This window comes from Pirellulales bacterium, assembly GCA_036267355.1.
GTDB lineage: Bacteria > Planctomycetota > Planctomycetia > Pirellulales > DATAWG01 > DATAWG01.
The window spans coordinates 67,988-88,620 of the sequence record DATAWG010000098.1; the positions used below are offsets into that span (position 1 = coordinate 67,988).

Here is a 20,633-nt window from a genome sequence, read left to right on the forward strand (position 1 = left end):
GGAAGGCGGCCCACGCCCGTTCCAATGGAAAACGCCCCGCCCGCCTTCCCTGGGCTTTCTCCGTTCCAATGGAAAACGCCTCGCCCGCCTTCCCTGGGTTTTGCGAGCCATTTGAGGGAGCGGCCATCGCCCGCGATTACAATTTGCTCCAATCGATCGGGTGCCCGTCGTTTCTTAGAATCAGCCAGCGGAACATTTCAGCATCGATATTCTTCCTGATCGTATGCACGCTGCCGTCGGCGAGTGCCGCCGCAAAGCCATCGGGGCCGATCGTTCCCAATCCGGCCAGCGGCTTTTGCGGGTCGAAGTCCATGTCGTCGGGCTTGGTCCAGATGACGGCTTTGTCTTCGCCGACTTCGAGAATCAAGAGCGTGTTCGACGTGCCGTCGCGAATTTCTGCGAACGTGATTTCCTTCGCGCCATCGAAGATCGTGTCTTTGCCGACCGGCACGACGTAGCGCGTTTGGCCTCCGGCCAGCTTGCTATCGGGATCTTTGAAAACCGCCGGCATTTTCGCGATGAGCGGCTTGTTGTGCTCGCTATCCCAGGGTTCGTCGAGATGAAACTGCCTGAACAGATCCATCTGATCCAGTTGCGGGAGCAGGTACACGCGCCAGCTGAGCAGCGGTTTGCCGTCTTTCGAATAAATGGCATGGGCCGGGAAGTGCTGGTCCTGGACCTCGCGCGAGAACATCGCCAATGCGAGTTGCTTGAGATTGGTGATGCTCTGCATGCGAAACGAGGTCCCCTTCGCGGCATTGATCGCCGGCATCACGACTTTTCCCGCGAGCGCATCGAGCGTGCCGAGGTTGCCGATTTCGACGGTCACCTGCTTGCCGCTTTGATGTGGCACGAGCCCATCGACGAGCTTGGCGGCCAAGGCAGTCGCGTACTCGCGCGATTCCCGTTGTTCGGCCGGCATGGTTTCATCGGGCGCGCCTTTCAGGGCCGGCAAAAATGCTTGGCCCAATTGCTGAAATGCTTTGATCATCGCGGCGATTTTTTCGGCTGCCGCTTCGTCGTTGCCGATGAGCATCAGCTTCAACGAGATTTCCGGGTTCGTGCGGACGCTCAGTTTCGCGGCCCGCAGCAGATCGGGTAATTCGCTCACCGGCTTCAGCGGGCCGGGAAAGGCCTGTGGAGGCAAATTCCCCGTAATCATTGCTTTCGCCGCATCCGTGTTGGTGAAAATGATCGTGGCATCGGCGGCGGGTTCGACGCCCGCGAGCGCGGAGATCAACAGCGATTTGGCCCCCTTCGCGGCGAAGACCTTGGGTAGCCACGAAAGGTCTGCGGAAATGAACGTTCGCTCATCAAGGAAGTAGATACCGAAGTCGCCGCCGGGGGCCGAATTCGCCGGGGAGCCCTCCGACCGGTAATACTTGTGGCCCTCGATTTCCGCTTCCTCGGCTTTTCGCGGACCCCAGATTGCGGCGAGCAGTTCGGCTTTGTCGATCGGTTTGGACAATCGAAATATGCCGCCCCCCTGCGGCTCTCGATGGCCGCTTTCGGCCGGCGGCGCCATGAGCACGACCGCCTCTTCGACATCGAGCGGCGAGCAGCCGAACCGGCGCCCCATCTGCTCGGCAAAACCCTTCATATCGAATTTCGCCAACGCCTCGCTCGTCAACACGCGCTTTGGATAAAGCACCGCCGCGGCAAAGGCGTCGTCGGGAATCAAGCCCGTCCAGATGGGTGCGGTCGTCGGCCCCGGCGGCTCGTCAGCCGCGCGAGCGTACAGGCTGCTCAGACCAACGGCGGCCAGAACAATCAGACTTGGCGGGAGCAAGCGACAAATCTTCATTTGAATTTCTCGTTGTGAAAGGGGCGTAGGGCAACGCGAGGTGATCGCCAAGATCAAAGCTTGCTCTGGTCGATCGATTTGCCGTCGTTGCGGAGGATGAGGCGGCGGAAGGTTTCGGCGTCGATCGTCTTGCGGAGGTTTTGCACGTGGCAATCGGCAAAGCAAGCCGGGATGCCGCCGTCGTCGATCTTGCCCAGGCCGGCCAGCGGCTTTTGCGGGTCGAAATCCAAATCGTCGGGCTTGGTCCACACGACCGATTTATCCTCGCCGACCGCGAGAATCAGCACCGTGTGCCACGTGCCATCGGTGATCTGTGAGACTGAGACTCCTTTATCGCCGTCGAAAATCGTGTCTTTGCCGACCGGCACGACATAGCGCGTGTGCCCCTCGGCGAGCGGCTTGCTGCCAATGGTTTTGAAAACCTCGGGCATTTTCGCGATCAGCGGCTTGTTGTGCTCGCTGTCCCACGGCTCATCGAGATGGAATTGCTTGAACAACTCGCCTTCGTCCAAATACTGCAGCGCATACACGCGCCAACTCAGCAGCGGCTTGCCGGCTTTGGAAAAGATCGCGTGTGGAGGAAAATGGCCGTCGGCGCTTTCGCAATTCAATAGCGCGAGGCCGAGTTGGCGGAGGTTGTTCGTTTTTCGATAGCGTTCCGCAGTTTTCCGCTCGGCGGCGGCCTGGGGCAAGATGAGTTTCTCGACCACCGATTCGACGCTGCACACGTCGTCGATTTTCACGGTCACATGCTTGCCCGATTTTTGCGGCACAAGGCCATCGGCAATTTTGGCGACGACTTTCGCGCCCAATTCTTGCGCCTGCCGCGTTTCCTCCGGAGCGCCGGGCGGCGGCGCCATTTGCAATATCGGCAGCAATTGCTGCTTGACGCGCTGTTGCAGGTCTTTGACCCCTTGCGCCAACTTGTCGGCAGCGGCCTCGTCGGCGCCGCTGAGCGAGAGCCGGAAGGAAATTTGCGGATCGGTGTAGACGGACAACCTGGCCGATTCCAGCGCGCCAAGCGCCTCGACAATCGGTTGCATCGCGCCGCCGATCGGCGGAAGTTCGTTCAAAAGCGATTGTTTGGCGCCGTCGGTGTTGGCATAAAGAATCGTCCCTTCGGCATCGGGATCGACCGTCGCCAGCGCGGTGATCAATGGCGACGTGGCATTCTTGGCCGTGAGAATCTTTTCCAGCCATGGCTCGTCGGCAACGATGAAAACCTGGTCGCTGAGAAAGCAGATCACCGGCTCGCGGTTGAATCGCTGCGGGTTGGCGGGATCTTTCGCGGCGCGGAAATATTTGTGCCCGGCGATCTCCGCTTCTTCCACTTTCGAGTGCCTGAGGATTTTTCCGGCCAGCTCGGTCTTGGGCGTCGCCGTTGCGAGCCGGATGACCATTGCGTGCTGCACGTCATTGCGCAAATTCGGTTTCTGCGGCGCTTGCGGCGGCCCTATGAAAAAGACCATTTCTTCCACTTGCCAGGGATTAAATCCATCCCGGGCCATGTCGGCAAAATCGAGCTTGTCCTTCAAATCGAACTTGGCCAGCCGCTTGTCCATGAGCACCCGCCGCGGATGCACCGACATGGCAAAGAAGGCGTCGTCGGGCACCAGGCCGGCTTGCAATGCCGCTTCGCCCCGTGTCAGGCCCTGGTTCGAAGCGTGAGCCTGCCAGACTGCCAATGCAAGTGCCCCGCAAACGAACAGGCCGCAAGCGATCCTGCGTCGAATAGACATCTGAGATTCTCCAATGTGCCCGTTTGAGATGAGAAAAGATTCTGTCGAGAAGCGGCGACGATCCTGTTGGAGTTCACGCTGCAGCGTGTTGCCCCCTGTTGGAGTTCACGCTGCAGCGTGCCGCGAGCAACACGCTAAAGCGTGGGCTCCAACCATCCGATGCTAGCACGCAACAGCATTCACATTTCGCAACTGTTCCGCGTGGCTAAAGATCCGGCCCGCGTATGCAAATAGCGGCGCAGTCGTGGCATTTGGTAAACGGGGCGCGCCCCGCGAGTTTCCAATTTATAACCTGTCCACGCGGGCGAATGCAATTTACTGGCTTGCATTTGGCCGCCGCTTGCCTGCGGAGCATTCGAGTGACATAATTGAATTGTGGACTTCGTTTACCGCTTCAAGGAATTCGGGGGGAGGAGGATTCTATGAGACGACTGCTGAGTGGAGTTCTGGCGTTTGGAATCGGCATGGCGGCGCTGGCGGCAAGCGAAGCCAAAGCACAGGTGGTCTACTCGACCTACTATGCGGCCCCAGCGGCGACGTACTATGCCCCCGCGACGACGGCCTATTACGCTCCCGCGACGACGGCATACTACGCTCCCGCGACAACGGCGTACTATGCTCCCGCGACAACGGCGTACTATGCCCCTGCGACCACCGCGTACTATGCGCCTGCGAGCACCGCGTACTATGCCCCGGCGACGACGGCCTATTATGCACCCGAAGTGACGCCAGCCTACTATGCCGCCCCGGTCACGTCGTACTACGCTCCAGCCCCGGTGACGTCCTATTACGCTCCCTCGGTGACGGCCTATTATGCGCCGGCTCCGTATGCGGCCTATTATGGTCCGTCGGTCGGTGTGGGCGTAAGCGTCGGAGTGCCGGTTTACTATCGGCCGCGAGCTTATGTGCCGGGCGAGCCGGTGCGAAACTTCTTCCGGGCGCTGTAGTCGTTCGGCTAAATTCGGGCGAACGCCTCGTATTTCGGATCGGTCTTTTCCACGCCGGAAAGGACTGATCCTTTTTTGTTTTGACGCCGGCGGAGAATGACTCCGCGTTTCGCCTAGAATTCCTTGCCAACGCATCGGGCTAGTATTCCGTCGGCGACCGGACACGCCATCGATTGGCTGGTGCGGCCACCGGCCGCATGCGTTCGGTCTTCCGCACCTCACCTCACAGCCTCACAGCCTCAAGCCGCAAGCCTCACACGTAAGTGTTGATTAAATTTTCCAGCATTTCTTGGCGGCCGCTGGTGTTCGGCGTAATGTCGCCTTTTTCGAGCATGTATCGCTCGAGCGAGGCAAACGTGGCTTTGCCGCTTTCGATTTCGCCGCCGATGCCGGCTCCCCACGAGGCGTAGCGCTCGCGGACGAATTTTTCGAGCGCCCCCTCGGCCCGGATCGCGGCGGCAATCTTCAGGCCGCGGGCGAAGGCGTCCATTCCGCCGATATGAGCGTGGAATAGATCGACCGGCTCGAAGCTTTCGCGCCGCACCTTGGCGTCGAAATTCACGCCGCCGGGAGCCAGGCCGCCGTATTTCATCACCGACAGCATGCACGTCGTCGTCAGGTAGATGTCGGTCGGGAATTGGTCGGTGTCCCAGCCGAGCAACAGATCGCCGGTGTTGGCGTCGATCGAGCCCAAAAAGCCTTGGCTACCGGCATATTCAAGCTCGTGCTGCATCGTGTGGCCGGCGAGCGTAGCGTGGTTGGTTTCCAGATTCAGCTTGATGTGCTTGGTGAGATCGTAGGCGCGGAGGAAATTGATGCAGGCGGCCGCGTCGAAATCGTATTGGTGCTTCGTCGGCTCCTTCGGCTTCGGCTCGAAATAGAATTGGCCGGTGAAGCCGATTTGCTTGGCGTAGTCGACCGCCATGTGCATGAAGCGGGCCAGATGGTCGAGCTCACGCTTCATGTCCGTGTTCCAAAGGTTCTGGTAGCCCTCGCGGCCGCCCCAGAATGTGTAGCCCGAGCCGCCGAGTTCCTTGGTCACCTCGAGCGCTTTTTTCACCTGCGCTGCGGCATAGGCAAACGCATCGGCATTCGGGCTGGTTGCGGCGCCGTGCATGTACCGCGGGTTGCTGAACAGGTTGGCCGTGCCCCAGAGGAGCGAAATTCCGGTGCGCTGCTGCTCTTCCTTCAAGACGCGCGCGACGGCGTCGAGATTCTTGTTCGAATCGGCGAGCGTTTTTCCCTCGGGAGCGACATCGCGGTCGTGGAAGCAATAGAAGCGATTGCCGAGCTTTTCCATGAACTCGAAAGCGACGCGAACCCGGTTGAGCGCGTTGTCGACCGAGTCTTGCGCCCCTTCCCACGGGCGCTGCATCGTGCCGGGGCCAAACGGATCGCTGCCGGTTCCGCGGAACGTGTGCCAATACGACACGGCGAAGCGAAGATGGTCTTTCATCGGCTTGCCTTCGACGACTTCGTTTTCGTCGTAGTGGTGGAAGGCGAGCGGATTCTTGGATTTTGGCCCTTCGAAGCGAATTTTTTGAACGTCGGCAAAAGCGGTCATGTGGATTCCCGTCGACAGAAAATGATTCTTATTGGCAACCGATTGAGAATTGAATTGCTGCCCTCCGACAACCGATACAGGCGACCTGCCGTCGGGCGGTGCGGCTCGATTTGGTGATCCCACAACCCCCGAACGGGCATTATCGTGGCAAAAAAAGATGCCGAACGCAAGGATGGGAACCGGGACGGCACTCACTGCTAGAATTGCCGGCCGCGGCACCAACCGAACCGGCCCAGCGCAACGCCAATTTCCCCTCGCTCCATGCGGGAGAGGGGCCGTGGGCGAGGGGGCGTTCGCCGCTGTGCCACTGGCCAGCGCAGTCGGCCAGTGCGAGCGCTGCGGCAGTGCCGGATGGCCCAATGATCGTAGCCGGCCGAAACGCGATACGGCTGGGCGTGCATCGCCGCGTTGCATGGGCCAAGCAACTCGCACATCACACTGGCAGACCGCGCTTGCCAGTGGCACACATCCGGCCATTGCTGTACCGGCGGTTAGCGTGTTCGCGCGCAGGAGTTGGGTCTTCAAAATTCGAGAACGGCTGTTCGGTCGAAGGCGTGGAAAGTTTCCATGGGCACTTTTCGAGGCTGCTGGCCAGTCCGTGCGTATTCTGCGGGTCCGGCACGGCGCTCAAGACGCAATTCGACGAGCCGATCTTACGGACTAGTCCTCCGCTTTTCGCGCGAAGGCAATTGGCGCGACGAAGTCATCCACGAACGGCTGTCTGAAGCTCCGCATGGCGAAAGCAATCGACCAGATGATCGTTTACCATGCCGACCGCTTGCATGAAGGCGTAGCAAATCGTCGGGCCGACGAATTTGAAGCCGCGGCGCAACAGGTCCTTGCTCATCGCCTCGGATTCCGGCGAACGCGCGGGGATGTCTTTCATCCCGCGCCAGGCGTTTTGCCGCAGCCGGCCAGCCGGCTCTACGGCAGTCGCAAATTGCCACAGATAACGATCGAAGGCGCCGAACTCGCGGCGCACTTCGAGCATGGCCTGCGCATTGCGAATCGCGGCGGCGATTTTCAACCGGTTCCGCACGATCCCCGCATCGGCCAGCAGCCGGGCCTGATCTCGCGTGCCAAAGCGGGCGACTTTCTCGGCGTCGAAATCGGCGAACGCGGCACGATACGCGGGGCGTTTTTTGAGAATTGTTTCCCAGCTCAAGCCGGCCTGGGCGCCTTCGAGAATCAGAAACTCGAACAGCCCGCGATCATCGCGCAACGGCACGCCCCATTCGCGATCGTGATATTCGATCATCAAATCGCTTTGGGCCCAGGGACAGCGTTGCATTTGATCGAGCGTCGTCATAGAGTTTAGGGAATGGACGGAACCCGTCGCTTTCGCGGCGGCGTTCTGCTCGGTAAACTACCCGCCCCCGCTCGATCTCACAAGCAACGACGCCATTACGAGTCAAAACGTTTATGACCAGCGATGAGCAGGCAACCTCGCCTGCACCGGCCGAGACTCCTTCCGCAGTTCCGGCACCCCGAGCCGGCAGCGCATCCCCCACCGCCCCCCACGCCCCGGCCGAAGCAACCGCACAAGCGCCGGCGCGTCAACCGGCGATCGCGCCGGCCGCGCCCTCCGCAGCATCGCCGCGGCCGGCGCAACCCGTGCAACCGTTGCGCCCGCGGATCAAGATCGGCACGCAGCGCGAAGGAGTCGCGGCGCCGCGGATTCCGCCGCGCGTGACGACCGTCTTCAGCACGCCGGACCCGGGCAGTCCGCCGCCGGCGAGCAAACTTTCGGCCGCTCCAGCCATGCCTCGCCCCGCCGCTCCGCCTCAGTCTGAGTCGCATGCGGCTGAAACACCGTCGACTGAACCAACTTCAGCATTGGTAACCGCTCTCGAAACGACGACCGCAGCCGCGCCGGCCACCGACACTCCGGTCGTTGAACCGCAGGCGCCCGAATCCCAGGCCACCGCTCAGCCCGAGCTGGCCCCGAAGCCAATGCAGCTTACGCCCGGCAAAACGGTGCGCAAGCTCGAGCGGCCGCTGCGGCCAGAGGAAAAAGTGGCCGTCCCCAATCTCCGCGCCGAACTGCCTCCAGAGCTGGCCGACGAACTTGAAGCGTCGCTCGGGGGCATGTCGATCGACGAATTGATCGAAAGCGAGCCCAAATCCTCGGCCACGGCCGAGCAGCTCGAGCCCGAATCGCGAGTGCGCGGCAAGGTGATCCACGTGCATCGCGACAGCGTGTTCGTCGATCTTGGCGGCCCGAACCAAGGCGTGTTGCCGTCGCGGCAATTCGCTACTCCGCCCGAGGTGGGCACGGTGGTGGAAGGCGTTGTCGTTCGCTTCAATGCCGAGGAGAGTTTATACGAGCTTTCGGTCGTAGGCGGGGCGGTCGATGTCGGCGATTGGTCGCAGGTGGCCGAGGGAATGATCGTCGAGGCCCGGATCACGGGGCACAACAAGGGCGGCCTGGAGTGCGACGTGAGCAAGCTCCGCGGCTTTATTCCCATGAGCCAGATCGCGCCCTATCGGGTCGAGCATCCAGAACAGTTTGTCGGGCAAGCCATGGTTTGCCTCGTGACCGAAGTCGATCCGGAGCGCCGCAAGCTGGTGCTCAGCCGCCGCTCGATGATCGAGCGCGAGCAAGCCGAGGCGAAGGAAAAAATGCTCGCCGAATTGGCCCCGGGCCAGATTCGCGAGGGGATCGTCCGCAGCCTGCGCGATTTCGGAGCGTTCGTCGATATCGGCGGCGTCGACGGCCTGTTGCACGTCAGCCAAATCAGTTGGGACCGCATCAAGCATCCCAATGAAGTGCTTAAGGAAGGCCAAAAAATCCGGGTGAAGATCGACAAGATCAATCCCGAAACGCACAAGATCAGCCTCTCCTACCGCGATCTGATGGAGAATCCCTGGAAAACCGCGGCGAGCAAATACGCCGTCACGTCGATCGTGCGAGGCACGGTGTCGAAGCTGATGGACTTCGGCGCGTTCGTGCGGCTCGAGGCCGGCGTCGAGGGCTTGATTCACATCAGCGAACTGGCCCACCAGCGCGTGTTCCGCGCCAGCGATATCGTGTCGGAAGGGCAGGAGGTCGAGGTGAAGGTGTTGTCGGTCGATCCGGATGCCCAGCGGATCAGCCTCTCGCTCAAGGCCCTGCAAGCCCGGCCGGAGCCGAAGAAAAAAGCCGAGCCGGAGCAGGAAGAAGCCCCACCACTCCCGTCGCCCTCGAAGCGCTCGGTCCCGCTCAAAGGCGGCCTCGGCCGCGGAACCGGCGGTGCCTTTGGGTTGAAGTGGTAGGCGCTGTTTCGATGTTGCCCTTCTGAAAGGGACGAAAATGGATCTGGCCGGTGTTCGCGAAGCGCTCCATCGGCAACCGTTTGAGCCATTTGCCATCCGATTGGCCGATGGTCGCTCGCTGCCTGCTCCGCACCCAGATTTCGTGGCATTAACATCGCGCCGCGTAATCGTCGGCGGCGAGGACGATTCCTGGTCGATTATTGAACCGCTCCTGATCGTCTCTCTCGACTGTTTGCCGAAAGGCGGCAGCAACGGCAAGCGACCGAAGAAGCCAAGGGCGTGAGGCTTGGACGGCGATCCAAGCCGTGGCTGCGTGGGGCCAATTTGCCAATCGCGGAACTGCAAATCATGAGCCCAGGGGCCAATTATGGGTGTTCCCACTCTCGTCGCTCTTGGTCTGGCAAAGCGACGAAAAGTCCATTCTTACTGATGTAAACACGCTTGCCGCTTGCCAGTTCAATTGTGCCAGTTCTTTTTGCCATAGCTACCCTTTCCTGAAATAGAGCTCTCGGTCGTTGCTTGCTTTCGTCCTCATCAGCAGAGATACCAGTAAAGCGAATGCAATTCCGAATCGAGCATTGGGGTTCGTCCAGTGACATGTGTCTGTCATCTTTGCGACCTTTGCATTAGCATCGGTATCACTTCGCCTGGGCAAAAGCTAACGCCATTATCCAACTTGTTTGTCGGTGAAACGACCCCGAGGCCTGATGGGCCGGATTCGATCGCCGTTGCTCTTGCGCACTGCCGCGAGTTCGACGATTGCCGCACTCGCCGTCGGCCGATTTATTGCGCGGCTGCTGGAACGGCGTTCCAGACCTTGATGTCTTTGAAAAATCCGTCCTTGCCGGCGACGCCGAGTTCGATCTTGGATTTCGTTTCGTGGCCGATGCCCGAGGACTTGAGGAAACCGGCGGGCTTGCCGTCGATGGTGACCCGCATCTCGTCGCCCACGGTTTCGACCACCAGCGTATACCATTTTTCGGCTTCGAGCTTGGTAGGGAAGGTGGCGCTGCGGCCTTGGAGCAGCTTGGCGCGCTCGGCCTTTTTGGTCGGATCGCCGCTCATCTTGTAGATGTCGTTGCGCATGGTGCCGTCGCGCTCGTCGATGATCGTCACTCCGTTGAGCCGCACCTGGGCCCGGCAGAGGTGGCCGTAGTGCGAGCCGGTGTATTTGCGATCGTCGAATTCCACATCCATCATCGTCGCGCCGGCGAAGCGAATTTTCACCTCGACGACGCTGTCTTTGGTGGGCACCTCGAGGCCATACACCGCCGCATGGGCCATGATGGCCGGCTTGCCGTTGGTCGCCGGCACATTCTTATCGCGCACCTGCGAACCTTTGAGCATGCCGTCTTCGACCACGAATTTCGGGACAACGTCGTGCCAAAGATTTGCGGTGCTGTTGCCCTTAAAATCGTCTTCGAACAATAGCCCCTGCTTCTCGGCGATCGATTTGGCTGGGATCGCCGGCGGTTCGGCGGCAAGGGCGCTGGCAAAGGCGCTGGCAACGGCGGCGGCAGTGCAGAAAAGCAACGGCACGGCGAGGAATCGCATGTTCATGGGATTGGCTCTGATGGGACGGATTTGATCTGGGCGCAAAATGAGCTTACCGGCGAGCCCGCAACGAACCGCAATCCGCGATTGCTTCGGTCCACCTAGCCCACCGCCACCCGACCGAAGGGCGGCAACAAAGTGTCCATGCTAGGCAGGCCGTTGCTAGCAAGCAAGGATCGCCCGCTCGCGTTCTCGTTTTAGCGTACTGCGTTACCGAGGCGACGACGCCTCCCCGCATCACGAAGGAAATTCGGCAAGCGTCTAAGGCGGGGTCCTGTTGTATTGCAGCGTCGAGTGCGACGGTCCGCTTTAGAGGGAAAATCACCGGTTCAGCAGCTATCAATCGGTCTTCCTGATGCGGCCGTGCTCCAAACTTCCCTGCCGATTCCTGGACAGGTTTCTCGACCGAAACTATCATAAGTGCTGTACCTTGCGTCGTTTTCTCGCCGCAACATTTGGAAGCGATCGGCCAGATCCTGCGTGAGCTGGCTGTTTGCGGCGACCCGCGGTTTGCGATCTTCAACGTTGAGGTGCCGCCGTTCATGGCTAATGTCTACTCGATTGCCTATACCGTGCTCGGCGTTGTGGTCGCCCATTGCTGTCTTCTGGTATGGACTGCGCTTCTGCTTCCTGGTCCGGTCGACCGTGCCCGGCGGCGGATCGAACTTCGGCCGCTGACGAGTTTTCTTGTGGGGCTGGTGTGCTTCTTGACAGCCGTTTGCTTGTGGGGTGGCTTTTCGCTGCTGCGCGCCAGGCTGGTGCCGCGAGTCGACGACTGGCTCGAATATCTGTCGGTGCATCTCCAGTTTACGCGCACGTATAACGACGCTTGGATTCTGACCAACGCGTTTTTTTGGCTGTTGATGATTCCGTTCTTTGCGGCCTTTATCTTCGGCGAGGCCGGCTTTTCCCAAATCTTCGCTATCCGCGCCCGCGGGATGATGCGCGACGATCGGCCGCTGCTGTGCCTGACGTATGGCGCGTCTTGCACCAGCGTTTCGTATTTTCTGCCGTTAATCGGGTGGTTTGTCTTCTTGCCGATCGTCGGGCTAATTTCCGTTGGAGCCGGCATTTGCGGTATGCTGGGGTTCGGTTCGGCTCGCGTTGGCGAATCCCGCACGGCTTCCGCTCGCCGCCAAGAACCCCTGTTCACGGGTCGATGACACGACTTACTCGCAGACAATTCGGCCATTGGACGGCCCTGGCCTTCGGGGCCATGTCGCTGGGGGGCTGCGCCCCTTGGGAATGGGCTGACCCGCAGCACGGGCTCAATCGCTTGACGAGCGAGCCCGCTCCAACGCCCGCCGAATGGCGCGTGCTCAATCGCTTGGGCTTCGGGCCGCGCCCGGGCGATGTTTCCCGGTTGCGGGCCGAGGGGATCCAAGATTGGATCGAGCGGCAGCTTCATCCGGAGTCGATTCCCGAATCGACCGATCTTGAAGCGGCGCTAGCACGGCTCGACACACTCGACGCTTCGCCCGAGGAAGCCCACGATCGCGAACTGGACTGGGAGCCGGAAACGGCGATTTCGCCGATCGTCGGCAAGGTGCTGAAACTCGGCAAAACGCGCGATCCGCGTCCCGGTCTTACCCGGCAAGAGCTCGTTCAAGCCACCGTGCTCCGCGCCGCTTTCAGCAATCGCTCGCTGCAAGAGGTGATGGTCGAGTTTTGGAGCGACCATTTCAGCATCAACCAGGGCAAAGGCGAATGCCGCTGGTTGAAAACGACCGACGATCGGCAGATGCGGCCGCTGGTGCTGGGCAAGTTCCGCGAGCTGCTCGGTGCGTCGTCGCACAGCCCGGCAATGCTGTTTTATCTCGACAACGTCGATAATCGCAACTCACGCGACCCGCTCGACCCGCATTTCAACGAGAACTACGCCCGTGAGTTGCTCGAATTGCACACGCTCGGCGACACGTCGGCCTATTCGCTGCACGACATTCAAGAAGTCGCGCGCATCCTGAGCGGTTGGACAGTCGGCTCGCCCGGCAGCAGTTCCGAGGGGCAATTCGTCTTTCGCGCGGCCGAGCACGACGACGGCGAAAAAGTCGTGCTTGGCCAACGATTTCCTGCCGGGCAGGGCCAGCGCGATGGCGAGCAATTGCTCGATTTTCTCGCCGCCCATCCGCTGACGGCCCACTTCGTGGCGGGCAAGCTATGCAATCGATTTCTCAGTGCCGCGGCGCCCCAATTGCGCGATCGGCTGGCGACGACCTTCTTGCGCACTCAGGGAGACATCCGCCAAGTGGTCGGCGAACTGGTGCGCAGCGACGAATTTCAACGCGGCGACCAACCGATCTTCAAGCGGCCATTCGAATTCACGATCTCCGCGGTGCGGATCCTCGGCGCTCGCACCTCCGGCAGCGGGATCATTCAATATCTCGAATCGATGGGGCAGCGCCCGTTTGCCTGGTTGCAGCCGAACGGCTATCCGCTCGCGGCAAATTATTGGGCCACCGGCCTTCTTTCGCGGTGGACGTTTGCCATCGATCTGGCGCGAAATCAGATCGGCGAAACGTGGATCAATCTCGACGCCTTGCAGCGCGCGACGCGCGGCAAGAAGCCGGCCGACATTTGCCGCCGCCTTTCCGAAGGACTTTTGCCGACGCCGCTCGCGGCCGAAAACCTCGATGCCCTGGCGACGCTAAACGCGCCGACCGGCGCTTCCGGAGCGCTATCGCCCGACGCCTTGTCGCAATGCCTGGCCCTGTTGCTGATGAGCCCCCAATTCCAATGGTGCTAACACCTTCCCACTAACCACTAACCACTAACCAGTCCCCATGCCCCTCCATACGCCAGCGCCGAACGCCGCCAGCGCCGACCGCCTGATATTCCGGCCGACGGCCGGGCCCGCAGGCGATGTGTTGGTGGCAGTTTTTTTGCGCGGCGGCATGGATGCGATTTACACGATCCCGCCCTTCGGCGATCGCGCTTTTCAATTGCAGCGGCATGGCTTTGGCCCGTTGGAGCCGGGGTCCAAACACTCGGCGAACGGTTTAATCAATCTCGATGATTATTTCGGTCTGCATCCCCATTTCGCCCCGCTTGAATCGCTCTACCGTCAAAAACTGATGGCGATTGTTCATGCCGTCGGATTGGAAGAGCCGATTCTGTCGCATTTCGATGCCAGCCGGGCCATCGAGCGCGGGGCCACCGGCAAACAGATTGCCACCGGCTGGATCGGCCGCCATCTTGCCGCGGACGCAGCCGGAATTTCATCCACGGCTCCCGGCTCGAATCCTTCTCCCTTGCGCGCCGTTGCGATGGGGCATGGAATTCCGTTGGCCTTGCACGGCGCAGAGGCCCAATCGCTCGACTCGCTGGGCGATTATCGGCTGGAAGTGCCCGCCGGCTGGGATCCTGGCTTTTCGCGCGTGTTGCGGACGTTGTATGCCGGCGGCGCCGATTTGGCTTCGACAGCCGGACGCCAAACGTTCGACACCATCGCCGTGCTCCAGCGGTTGGCAAAATCGAGATATCAATCTGCCAATTCGGCCATTTACCCCTTCGACACCTTCGGCAACCACCTGAGCCAAGTCGCGCAGTTGATCAAGGCCGACGTTGGATTGGAAGCCGCGGTACTCGACCTGTCGGATTGGGACAGCCACGCATCGCAAATCGATTTTCTCGTTCCCCCCATGCAAAGCCTCGCCCTGGGCTTGCAAGCATTCGCGCAAGACATGGGGGAGCAGATGCGGCGCGTGCTGGTCGTGGCGATGTCGGAATTCGGACGTCGCGTGCAGCCAAACGACTCGGCCGGCACCGATCATGGCCGGGGCTCGGCCATGCTCGTGGTCGGCGGGGGCGTTCACGGCGGCAAAGTTTACGGTCGCTGGCCCGGCTTGGCGGCCCACGATCTCGACGTGCAGGGCAATCTTCGCGTCACGACCGATTACCGCGACGTTCTCGCGGAAATCGTCGACCGCCGGCTCAAAAACCCCGCCATCGACCGCGTCTTTCCCGGCCTGAAACCAAAGTACCTGAATTTCACGGCGACGTAGCTCACGCGAAGCTGCGGCGAGGGATTGAGGAATGCCAATCGCGGCGCCGGTTGAAGGCGCGGCGACCACGAGCCCGCCGCGTCCGCCGCGTGAGATATCTTTGTCCGGGCCGTCCGCCGGGGTTGACCGCTGCCGAGCGATTAGGAAACAATCGATTGCATGTCGTCCGCCCTCAGTGAAAACGCTTCCTTACCAGCCTTCGTCCGTCCGATGGCCATCGGCTCGGTTGCGATCGATTTTCCCGTCGTGCAGGCGGCGCTCTCGGGCTATAGCGATTGGGCCATGCGCGTGATCGCGCGGCGGTTGGGCGCGCCCTACACGCTCTGCGAAGTGATGCTCGATCAGTTTTTGATCGAAGCCTCGCACACGGCGAAGAATCGTCGCCGGCTGCGCGTCAGCGACGAAGAACATCCGGTCGGAGGGCAATTGATGGGGGCGAATCCCGAGGATTTCGGCCCCGCGGCGCTGCGGCTGGTCGAGGCCGGCTTCGACAGCATCGATATCAATTTCGGCTGCCCGGTGAAAAAAGTGCTCGGCCGATGCCGCGGCGGATATTTGCTCTCGCAAGTCGATACGGCCCTGGAAATCGTCGGCCGGGTGCGTGATGCCGTGCCGCCGCGGATTCCGGTCACCGTCAAGATGCGCCGCGGCCTGGACGACTCGGCCGAAAGCCGCGATCGATTCTTCGCGATCTTCGACGGTGCTTTCGCCCGCGGCATTGCCGCCGCCACTGTGCATGGCCGAACGGTCGAACAGCGCTACATCGGCCCGAGCAAATGGGAATTTTTGACCGAACTAAAGCGGCACGCCGGCAGTCGCATCGTGTTGGGAAGCGGCGATCTGTTCACCGCCGCGGCCTGCCTCGACATGATGCGCACCACCGGCGTCGACGGCGTCACGGTCGCTCGCGGGGCAATAGGCAATCCCTGGATTTTCGCCCAAGCGCGGGCATTGGCTGCCGGCCGGCCGCTTCCCGAACCGCCCTCGCTTTTCGAGCAGCGCGAGGTGATCGCCGAGCATTATCGGCTGGCGGAGCAGATCTACGGCCCGGAGGTGTGCGGCCGGCAGATGCGCAAGTTCGGCATTAAATACTCGAAGCTGCACCCGTGCTCGCAGGAAGTTCGCGATGCATTCGTCGCGTTGCGCCGCCCGGGCCAATGGCAATCGGTGCTCGACATCTGGTATGCCGAAGACCTCCCGGGCAAGCATCCGGCGCTGGAAGCCGACGAAACCGCCGACTGCGAAGCGGCGTGACCTTTATGCAAGCCGGCCACCGACCAGATTGCATGTGTGCCGGTAGCCAGCGGCCAGATTTGGTGTGCCACTGGCCAGCGGCCAGATTGGTATGCCACTGGCCAGGGCCAGATTGGTGTGCCACTGGCCAGCGAAGTCGGCCAGTGTGCCCCGCGAGTTGACCACCAACCATCTTGCCCATCGTCCAGCGTTATCCGAACGGCCACGTCACAAGGCAATTATTGCCTAGCGTCGCTCGCACTGGCAGAGTGCGCTTGCCAGTGGCACGCGCCGGTAGATTGGCCGCCGCAGCGGCAAGTCGATCGCTCGCACTGGCAAACTGCGCTTGCCGGTGGCACACGCACCGAATCAGCCTTCGCCAACATCGTTTGCAATCGGGTCCCATGAACGGCGTTCGAACACGAATTGATTGTTTCCCAATCGGCCGCCGACGGTGATTAGCTTGCAGAGCGAAAAACCGAGGCTGCGGTAGAGATCGAACACTTCTTCCGGCTTCGCCACTTCGAACGGCAGGCCGCCGACCCAATCGATCAGATCGCGCCACGGGTTCATCCCGCGTTCGCTTGAGTAATCGTGCCACGAACGTAGCGGCTGCAACTTCAGGCAATCGAGCATCAGCGACGGCGCCCAAAGCCATACCCCGGCCGGAATCGTCACGAGCGGCTTCAGCAGGCGCGGCAATCGGCAATAGGCCTGCTTTACTCGCCGCCAGATGCGGCTGCGGCGGCCTTGGTCGTTGTAGACCGCGATGAACAACTTGCCGCCGGGTTTGACCAGCATCGCGATCCGTTTCATGGCCGTGTGCATATCGCCCGTGTGCTGGACGACGCCCCAGCTATAGACAACGTCGAATTCGCCCAGCCGCCGCAGACAGGCTTCGTCGAGCACGGAGCCGCGTTCGATTGTCCACGCGGTCTCATCGGGCGAGAAGCGGCGGCGCAGTTCCATCGCGCACTCCACCGACGACGGGTCGTAGTCCAACGAATGCACGCGGGCTCCTAAGCGGCGTGCCGCCAGGGAAAAGAGTCCGCTGCCGCAGCCGGCATCGACAAATGTTTTGCCTTCCAGCGTGCTCAATTCCAGCATGGTCACCAGCGACCGCTCGGCCTGCGCAATCCGCCGCTCGTCGACGGTGGCTAAGAATGCTCGCCAATTTTCGCCGAAGGCAAATCGCTCGCCCCGCCGCACTTCGTCGGTGAAAGAGGCCGGAGGCGGCAGGCTGGATGCGGGAGGAAGCATTGGAAAAGGCTGAAGGCTACAGGTTGCAGGACGAGAACAGATCGCGCGGCTCACCGCGGTCGGATGGTGATGCTACCGCCACGGCAGATCATACTCAATGCTGGCAAGACGACCTCTCTGCCTTCGTCATTCGTGTCATCCGCGTAATCCGTGGTTCCGTGTCTTTCTTCGTCATTCGTCGTGGTTTCGTGCTTTCCCCCCCGGCCTTGCCGCTCTTGACCCGTCTGGGCGATTCTGGTTCGATACGCCCCCGCGATAGCAGCAGCCCTCTGGCTGTATATGGTTTCACGCGAAGCGTTTGCGAATTGGCACGAGGCCGCGGGCCGATTTTTGTGACTCGGACGCCTCGCCTCGGCAACTAACATGCCGGATCGCCGACGGATCGGCATCTGCCGCAGTTGCGGACCGGAGCAGCGGTTGTGAACGTGACCGAGCTAAGCGATGAGCAACTTGCCGCAACCGCCGCTCGCGAAGGCTCGGATGGGCCGGCCTTCGTCGAACTCGTCGAGCGGTTTCGCAGCCGCGTGTGGCAAATCTGCTTTCGTCTTTTGGACAACGAAACCGACGCCAACGACGCGGCCCAAGAAGTTTTCGTCCGGCTCTTCATGAACCGGGGAAAGTTCGAAGGACGCTCGAAATACTCCACCTGGGTCCACGGTCTGGCGGTTCGCACGTGCCTGACGATCCGCCGTGGCCGGACTCGCCGCCGCCGCCACGAAAATCCCGCGGCCGACGACACGATCGAACAACAAACCCCAGCCCGAAAAACCTCCGATGCCGGTCTGTCGCTCGACCTGATGCAGATGCTCGAAGTACTCGATGAAGAAGACCGGGCCCTATTGATCCTGAAATATGCCGAAGGTTACAGCCACGAGGAACTCGCGGAAATCTTTGGCCTGTCGGTGAGTGCCTGCAAGATGCGAATCAGCCGAGCGTGCGACAAAGTGCAACGCATGTATCCCGATAAATGACGAATGAATCCACGCGCGAATCCGCAAGTGCGCATCAACACCGTTTGCGCTTGCACCGCGCATGCGGTTTCGCGCGTCGCTAATCCCTCACCCTAATCCCTCACCCTAGCCCCTCACCCTAATGCAACGCCTCTTCCAGCAACTCGCCGAGCTGCCGGTTCCGCCGGCGCCGCCGGCGCCGCGATTCAGTGCGGAAGTGCATCAGCGGTTGAACAAGCGGTTGTTGGCGGGGCAGTTGGCCGATTTGGCGGTGCGCGGGTTTGGCTTTGCGATGTGGAATATGGCCCATGCGGCCGGCGGACTTTTGAAACTGACGTTAACCGGAAAGTTCGAGCCGGGGCCCGACGACGGGCCGCGGCCTGCGCCTTGAACTTCCGATCCAAATTCGTGGCGCGATCGCTCCGGCCTCCCAGAAGGCCGGGCAACTTGATGAAAGGGATCCCGATATGTTCCAACTCTTGGCGGATGCGGCTCCAGGCCAACAAACGTTCGACGGCGTCTCCAAAACGGTCGAACAATCCAATCACGCTTTGCTGACGAGCTTCCAGCAAGCCTGGCAAAAGGTGATCGATTTCGCACCGCGGGTGGTGGCGATGATGGTCGTTCTCGTGGTTGGTTATATCATTGCCCGGCTCGTGGCCCGAGTGATTGCACTGCTGTGCGAAAAAATCGGCTTGCAACATGCCGCCGACCGCAGCGGGCTGACGCAATCGATGCAGCATATGGGCATCAAGCGCACCGTGTCGGCGATCGTCGGAACGATCGTGTTCTGGCTGTTGATGTGCGTGTTCTTGATGGCTGCGTTCGAGATTTTGGACCTGCCCGCGGTTTCCGCGGCGATGGGGGCCGTGGCGATCTACATTCCGAAGCTCCTGGTTGCGACGGTCGTCGTGGTGGGCGGCCTGCTGATTGCCAGCTTTCTGCGCGGCGTGGTCGCCACGAGCGCCGACCGGGTGGGCCTCAGCTATGCCGAATATCTGGCGGCCGGCTGCTACTACGTTCTGGCCGTGCTCACGTTCTACACCGCCCTGACGCAACTCGGCATGAAGTTCGAGCTGTTGAACGACTTGATTCTGATCGGTTTTGCCGGCATGGCCATCGGCTTCGGCTTGGCCTTCGGCCTCGGCGGCCGGGAAGTGATCGGTGGCATCCTGGCCGGCTACTACGTTCGCCAACGGCTGCAAGCGGGCGACCGTGTGAGCATCGGTCGGATGGAAGGCACCGTGCGCGAAGTCGGCCCCGTCGCAACAATCATCGAAACCGATGAAGACGGATTGCTAAACCGCCATAGCGTTCCGAACACGAAAATGCTGAACGAAGCGATTCGCTGAGGAAGTGGTTACTGCGTAGTGGTTAGTGGTTAGAACGCGCAAGCGTCTGCCCCACTAACCACTAACCACTAACCACTGCCGAAAAATCGTTTGTAAAAATAATAGCCCGCGAGCACGAAACCGATTACGACTACCGCGCCGCGAACCCGTGCCGGATCGATTCGCCGAGCGATTCTCGCCCCGACGTAGCCGCCGATCGTGCCGAACACGAGCATTGGCACCGCCAGCCGCCAATCGACCTTGCCCCGCACGATGAACACGATCGAGGCCATGATGTTGATCGTCGTTCCGTAAAGTGTCTTGACGGCGTTCATCACATGGATGTCGGGCAGCCCCATCAACGCCAGCGCTGCGAGCATCAGAATGCCGGCCCCGGCGCCAAAGTAGCCGCCATAGATCGACACCAGCAACTGGAAGAACAGGATCGCGGCCATCCGCATTCGCGTAGGCCGAGCGTGCGGTTTGCCGATTCCGGTGAGCCGGGCGATTTGTGGCTGCAACGCGAAGAGCATCGCCGCCGAAAAGATCAGCCACGGCACCAGCGCATCGAACACTTTCGCCGGCAACTGGGTAACCAGCAGCACGCCGATCAGCCCGCCGACCAGGCAGGGAATCAACAGCCACCACACCCAGTTTCCCGCCTGGCGGAATTCGTGGCGATAGCCCCAAAATGAGCCCAGCGAGCCGGGCCAAAGGGCCATGGTGCTCGTGCCGTTGGCGATCACGCTTGCCTCGGCCGTGCCGAATTTCGGGCCGAGCGCGGTGTACAGCGCTGGAAACGTCAGCAGCGTCCCGCCGCCGGCGACCGCGTTGATCATCCCCGCCGCCATCGCGGTGGCACACAGCAAGACATCGTTCCACGTCATGTCGGCTCGTCGGTTAGGTCACGGTGTGCCGCTGGCAAGCGCAGTCTGCCAGTGCGGCGGCACGATGGACGAGACCACTCGCCACTCAACACCGGCAGACTGCGGTTG

At 61.2% G+C, this 20,633-nt stretch carries 17 protein-coding genes; 9 read left to right on the top strand and 8 right to left on the bottom strand.

Annotated features, from left to right (window positions below):
* Positions 1–136: 136 nt before the first annotated feature.
* Both VHX65_15165 and VHX65_15170 read right to left on the bottom strand, forming a co-directional pair.
* Entirely contained in the window at positions 137–1,804 is a 1,668-nt protein-coding gene (locus VHX65_15165; GenBank protein ID HEX3999889.1) for a DUF1559 domain-containing protein, read from the bottom strand.
* A 53-nt stretch (positions 1,805–1,857) separates the two neighbouring features.
* Positions 1,858–3,543, bottom strand: a complete 1,686-nt coding sequence (locus VHX65_15170; GenBank protein HEX3999890.1) for a DUF1559 domain-containing protein — start codon at positions 3,541–3,543, stop codon at positions 1,858–1,860.
* Positions 3,544–3,965: 422 nt separating this feature from the next.
* Here VHX65_15170 and VHX65_15175 point away from each other — a divergent pair, with 422 nt between their 5' ends.
* Complete coding sequence (locus tag VHX65_15175) at positions 3,966–4,490, top strand: hypothetical protein (protein ID HEX3999891.1); 525 nt, start codon at positions 3,966–3,968, stop codon at positions 4,488–4,490.
* Between the two features lie 253 nt (positions 4,491–4,743).
* Here VHX65_15175 and xylA read toward each other — a convergent pair whose 3' ends face one another.
* From xylA to VHX65_15190, 3 genes are all read right to left on the bottom strand, one after another.
* Entirely contained in the window at positions 4,744–6,054 is a 1,311-nt protein-coding gene (gene xylA, locus VHX65_15180; protein ID HEX3999892.1) for a xylose isomerase, read from the bottom strand.
* Positions 6,055–6,757: 703 nt separating this feature from the next.
* Positions 6,758–7,363, bottom strand: coding sequence for a DNA-3-methyladenine glycosylase I (locus tag VHX65_15185; GenBank protein ID HEX3999893.1), 606 nt, complete (start codon positions 7,361–7,363; stop codon positions 6,758–6,760).
* A 247-nt stretch (positions 7,364–7,610) separates the two neighbouring features.
* Complete coding sequence (locus VHX65_15190) at positions 7,611–7,817, bottom strand: hypothetical protein (GenBank protein ID HEX3999894.1); 207 nt, start codon at positions 7,815–7,817, stop codon at positions 7,611–7,613.
* A 73-nt stretch (positions 7,818–7,890) separates the two neighbouring features.
* On the opposite strand from VHX65_15190, the gene VHX65_15195 reads away from it, so the two are divergent.
* A complete protein-coding gene (locus VHX65_15195) occupies positions 7,891–9,309 on the top strand; it encodes a S1 RNA-binding domain-containing protein (protein ID HEX3999895.1) in 1,419 nt (472 codons plus the stop codon).
* Between the two features lie 783 nt (positions 9,310–10,092).
* On the opposite strand, the gene VHX65_15200 is transcribed toward VHX65_15195, so the two are convergent.
* Positions 10,093–10,869 (bottom strand): hypothetical protein, encoded by a 777-nt coding sequence (locus VHX65_15200; protein ID HEX3999896.1) that lies wholly within the window; start codon positions 10,867–10,869, stop codon positions 10,093–10,095.
* A 536-nt stretch (positions 10,870–11,405) separates the two neighbouring features.
* Here VHX65_15200 and VHX65_15205 point away from each other — a divergent pair.
* The 4 genes from VHX65_15205 (at position 11,406) to VHX65_15220 (ending at position 16,118) form a co-directional block, all read left to right on the top strand.
* Positions 11,406–12,026 carry a hypothetical protein gene (locus VHX65_15205; protein ID HEX3999897.1) on the top strand — a complete coding sequence of 207 codons (621 nt, stop codon included), beginning with the start codon at positions 11,406–11,408 and terminating at the stop codon, positions 12,024–12,026.
* Positions 12,023–13,606 (top strand): DUF1800 domain-containing protein, encoded by a 1,584-nt coding sequence (locus VHX65_15210; GenBank protein HEX3999898.1) that lies wholly within the window; start codon positions 12,023–12,025, stop codon positions 13,604–13,606. Before VHX65_15205 ends, VHX65_15210 begins: the two co-directional genes overlap by 4 nt.
* A 37-nt stretch (positions 13,607–13,643) precedes the next feature.
* Positions 13,644–14,864: a DUF1501 domain-containing protein gene (locus VHX65_15215; protein HEX3999899.1), complete on the top strand. Its 1,221-nt coding sequence runs from the start codon at positions 13,644–13,646 to the stop codon at positions 14,862–14,864.
* 159 nt (positions 14,865–15,023) lie between these two features.
* On the top strand, positions 15,024–16,118 hold the full coding sequence (locus VHX65_15220; protein HEX3999900.1) for a tRNA-dihydrouridine synthase: 1,095 nt from the start codon (positions 15,024–15,026) through the stop codon (positions 16,116–16,118).
* A gap of 348 nt (positions 16,119–16,466) precedes the next feature.
* Here the strand turns inward: VHX65_15220 and VHX65_15225 are convergent, their stop codons facing one another.
* Positions 16,467–17,357: a class I SAM-dependent methyltransferase gene (locus VHX65_15225; GenBank protein ID HEX3999901.1), complete on the bottom strand. Its 891-nt coding sequence runs from the start codon at positions 17,355–17,357 to the stop codon at positions 16,467–16,469.
* 425 nt (positions 17,358–17,782) lie between these two features.
* Between VHX65_15225 and VHX65_15230 the strand changes: the two genes are divergently transcribed.
* The 3 genes from VHX65_15230 to VHX65_15240 all read left to right on the top strand — a co-directional run bounded on the left by VHX65_15230 (position 17,783) and on the right by VHX65_15240 (position 19,659).
* A complete protein-coding gene (locus tag VHX65_15230) occupies positions 17,783–18,328 on the top strand; it encodes a sigma-70 family RNA polymerase sigma factor (GenBank protein HEX3999902.1) in 546 nt (181 codons plus the stop codon).
* Between the two features lie 121 nt (positions 18,329–18,449).
* On the top strand, positions 18,450–18,698 hold the full coding sequence (locus tag VHX65_15235) for a hypothetical protein (protein ID HEX3999903.1): 249 nt from the start codon (positions 18,450–18,452) through the stop codon (positions 18,696–18,698).
* Between the two features lie 76 nt (positions 18,699–18,774).
* Positions 18,775–19,659 (top strand): mechanosensitive ion channel domain-containing protein, encoded by an 885-nt coding sequence (locus VHX65_15240; GenBank protein ID HEX3999904.1) that lies wholly within the window; start codon positions 18,775–18,777, stop codon positions 19,657–19,659.
* A gap of 68 nt (positions 19,660–19,727) precedes the next feature.
* Here the strand turns inward: VHX65_15240 and VHX65_15245 are convergent, their stop codons facing one another.
* A complete protein-coding gene (locus VHX65_15245; GenBank protein ID HEX3999905.1) occupies positions 19,728–20,525 on the bottom strand; it encodes a sulfite exporter TauE/SafE family protein in 798 nt (265 codons plus the stop codon).
* Positions 20,526–20,633: the final 108 nt, after the last annotated feature.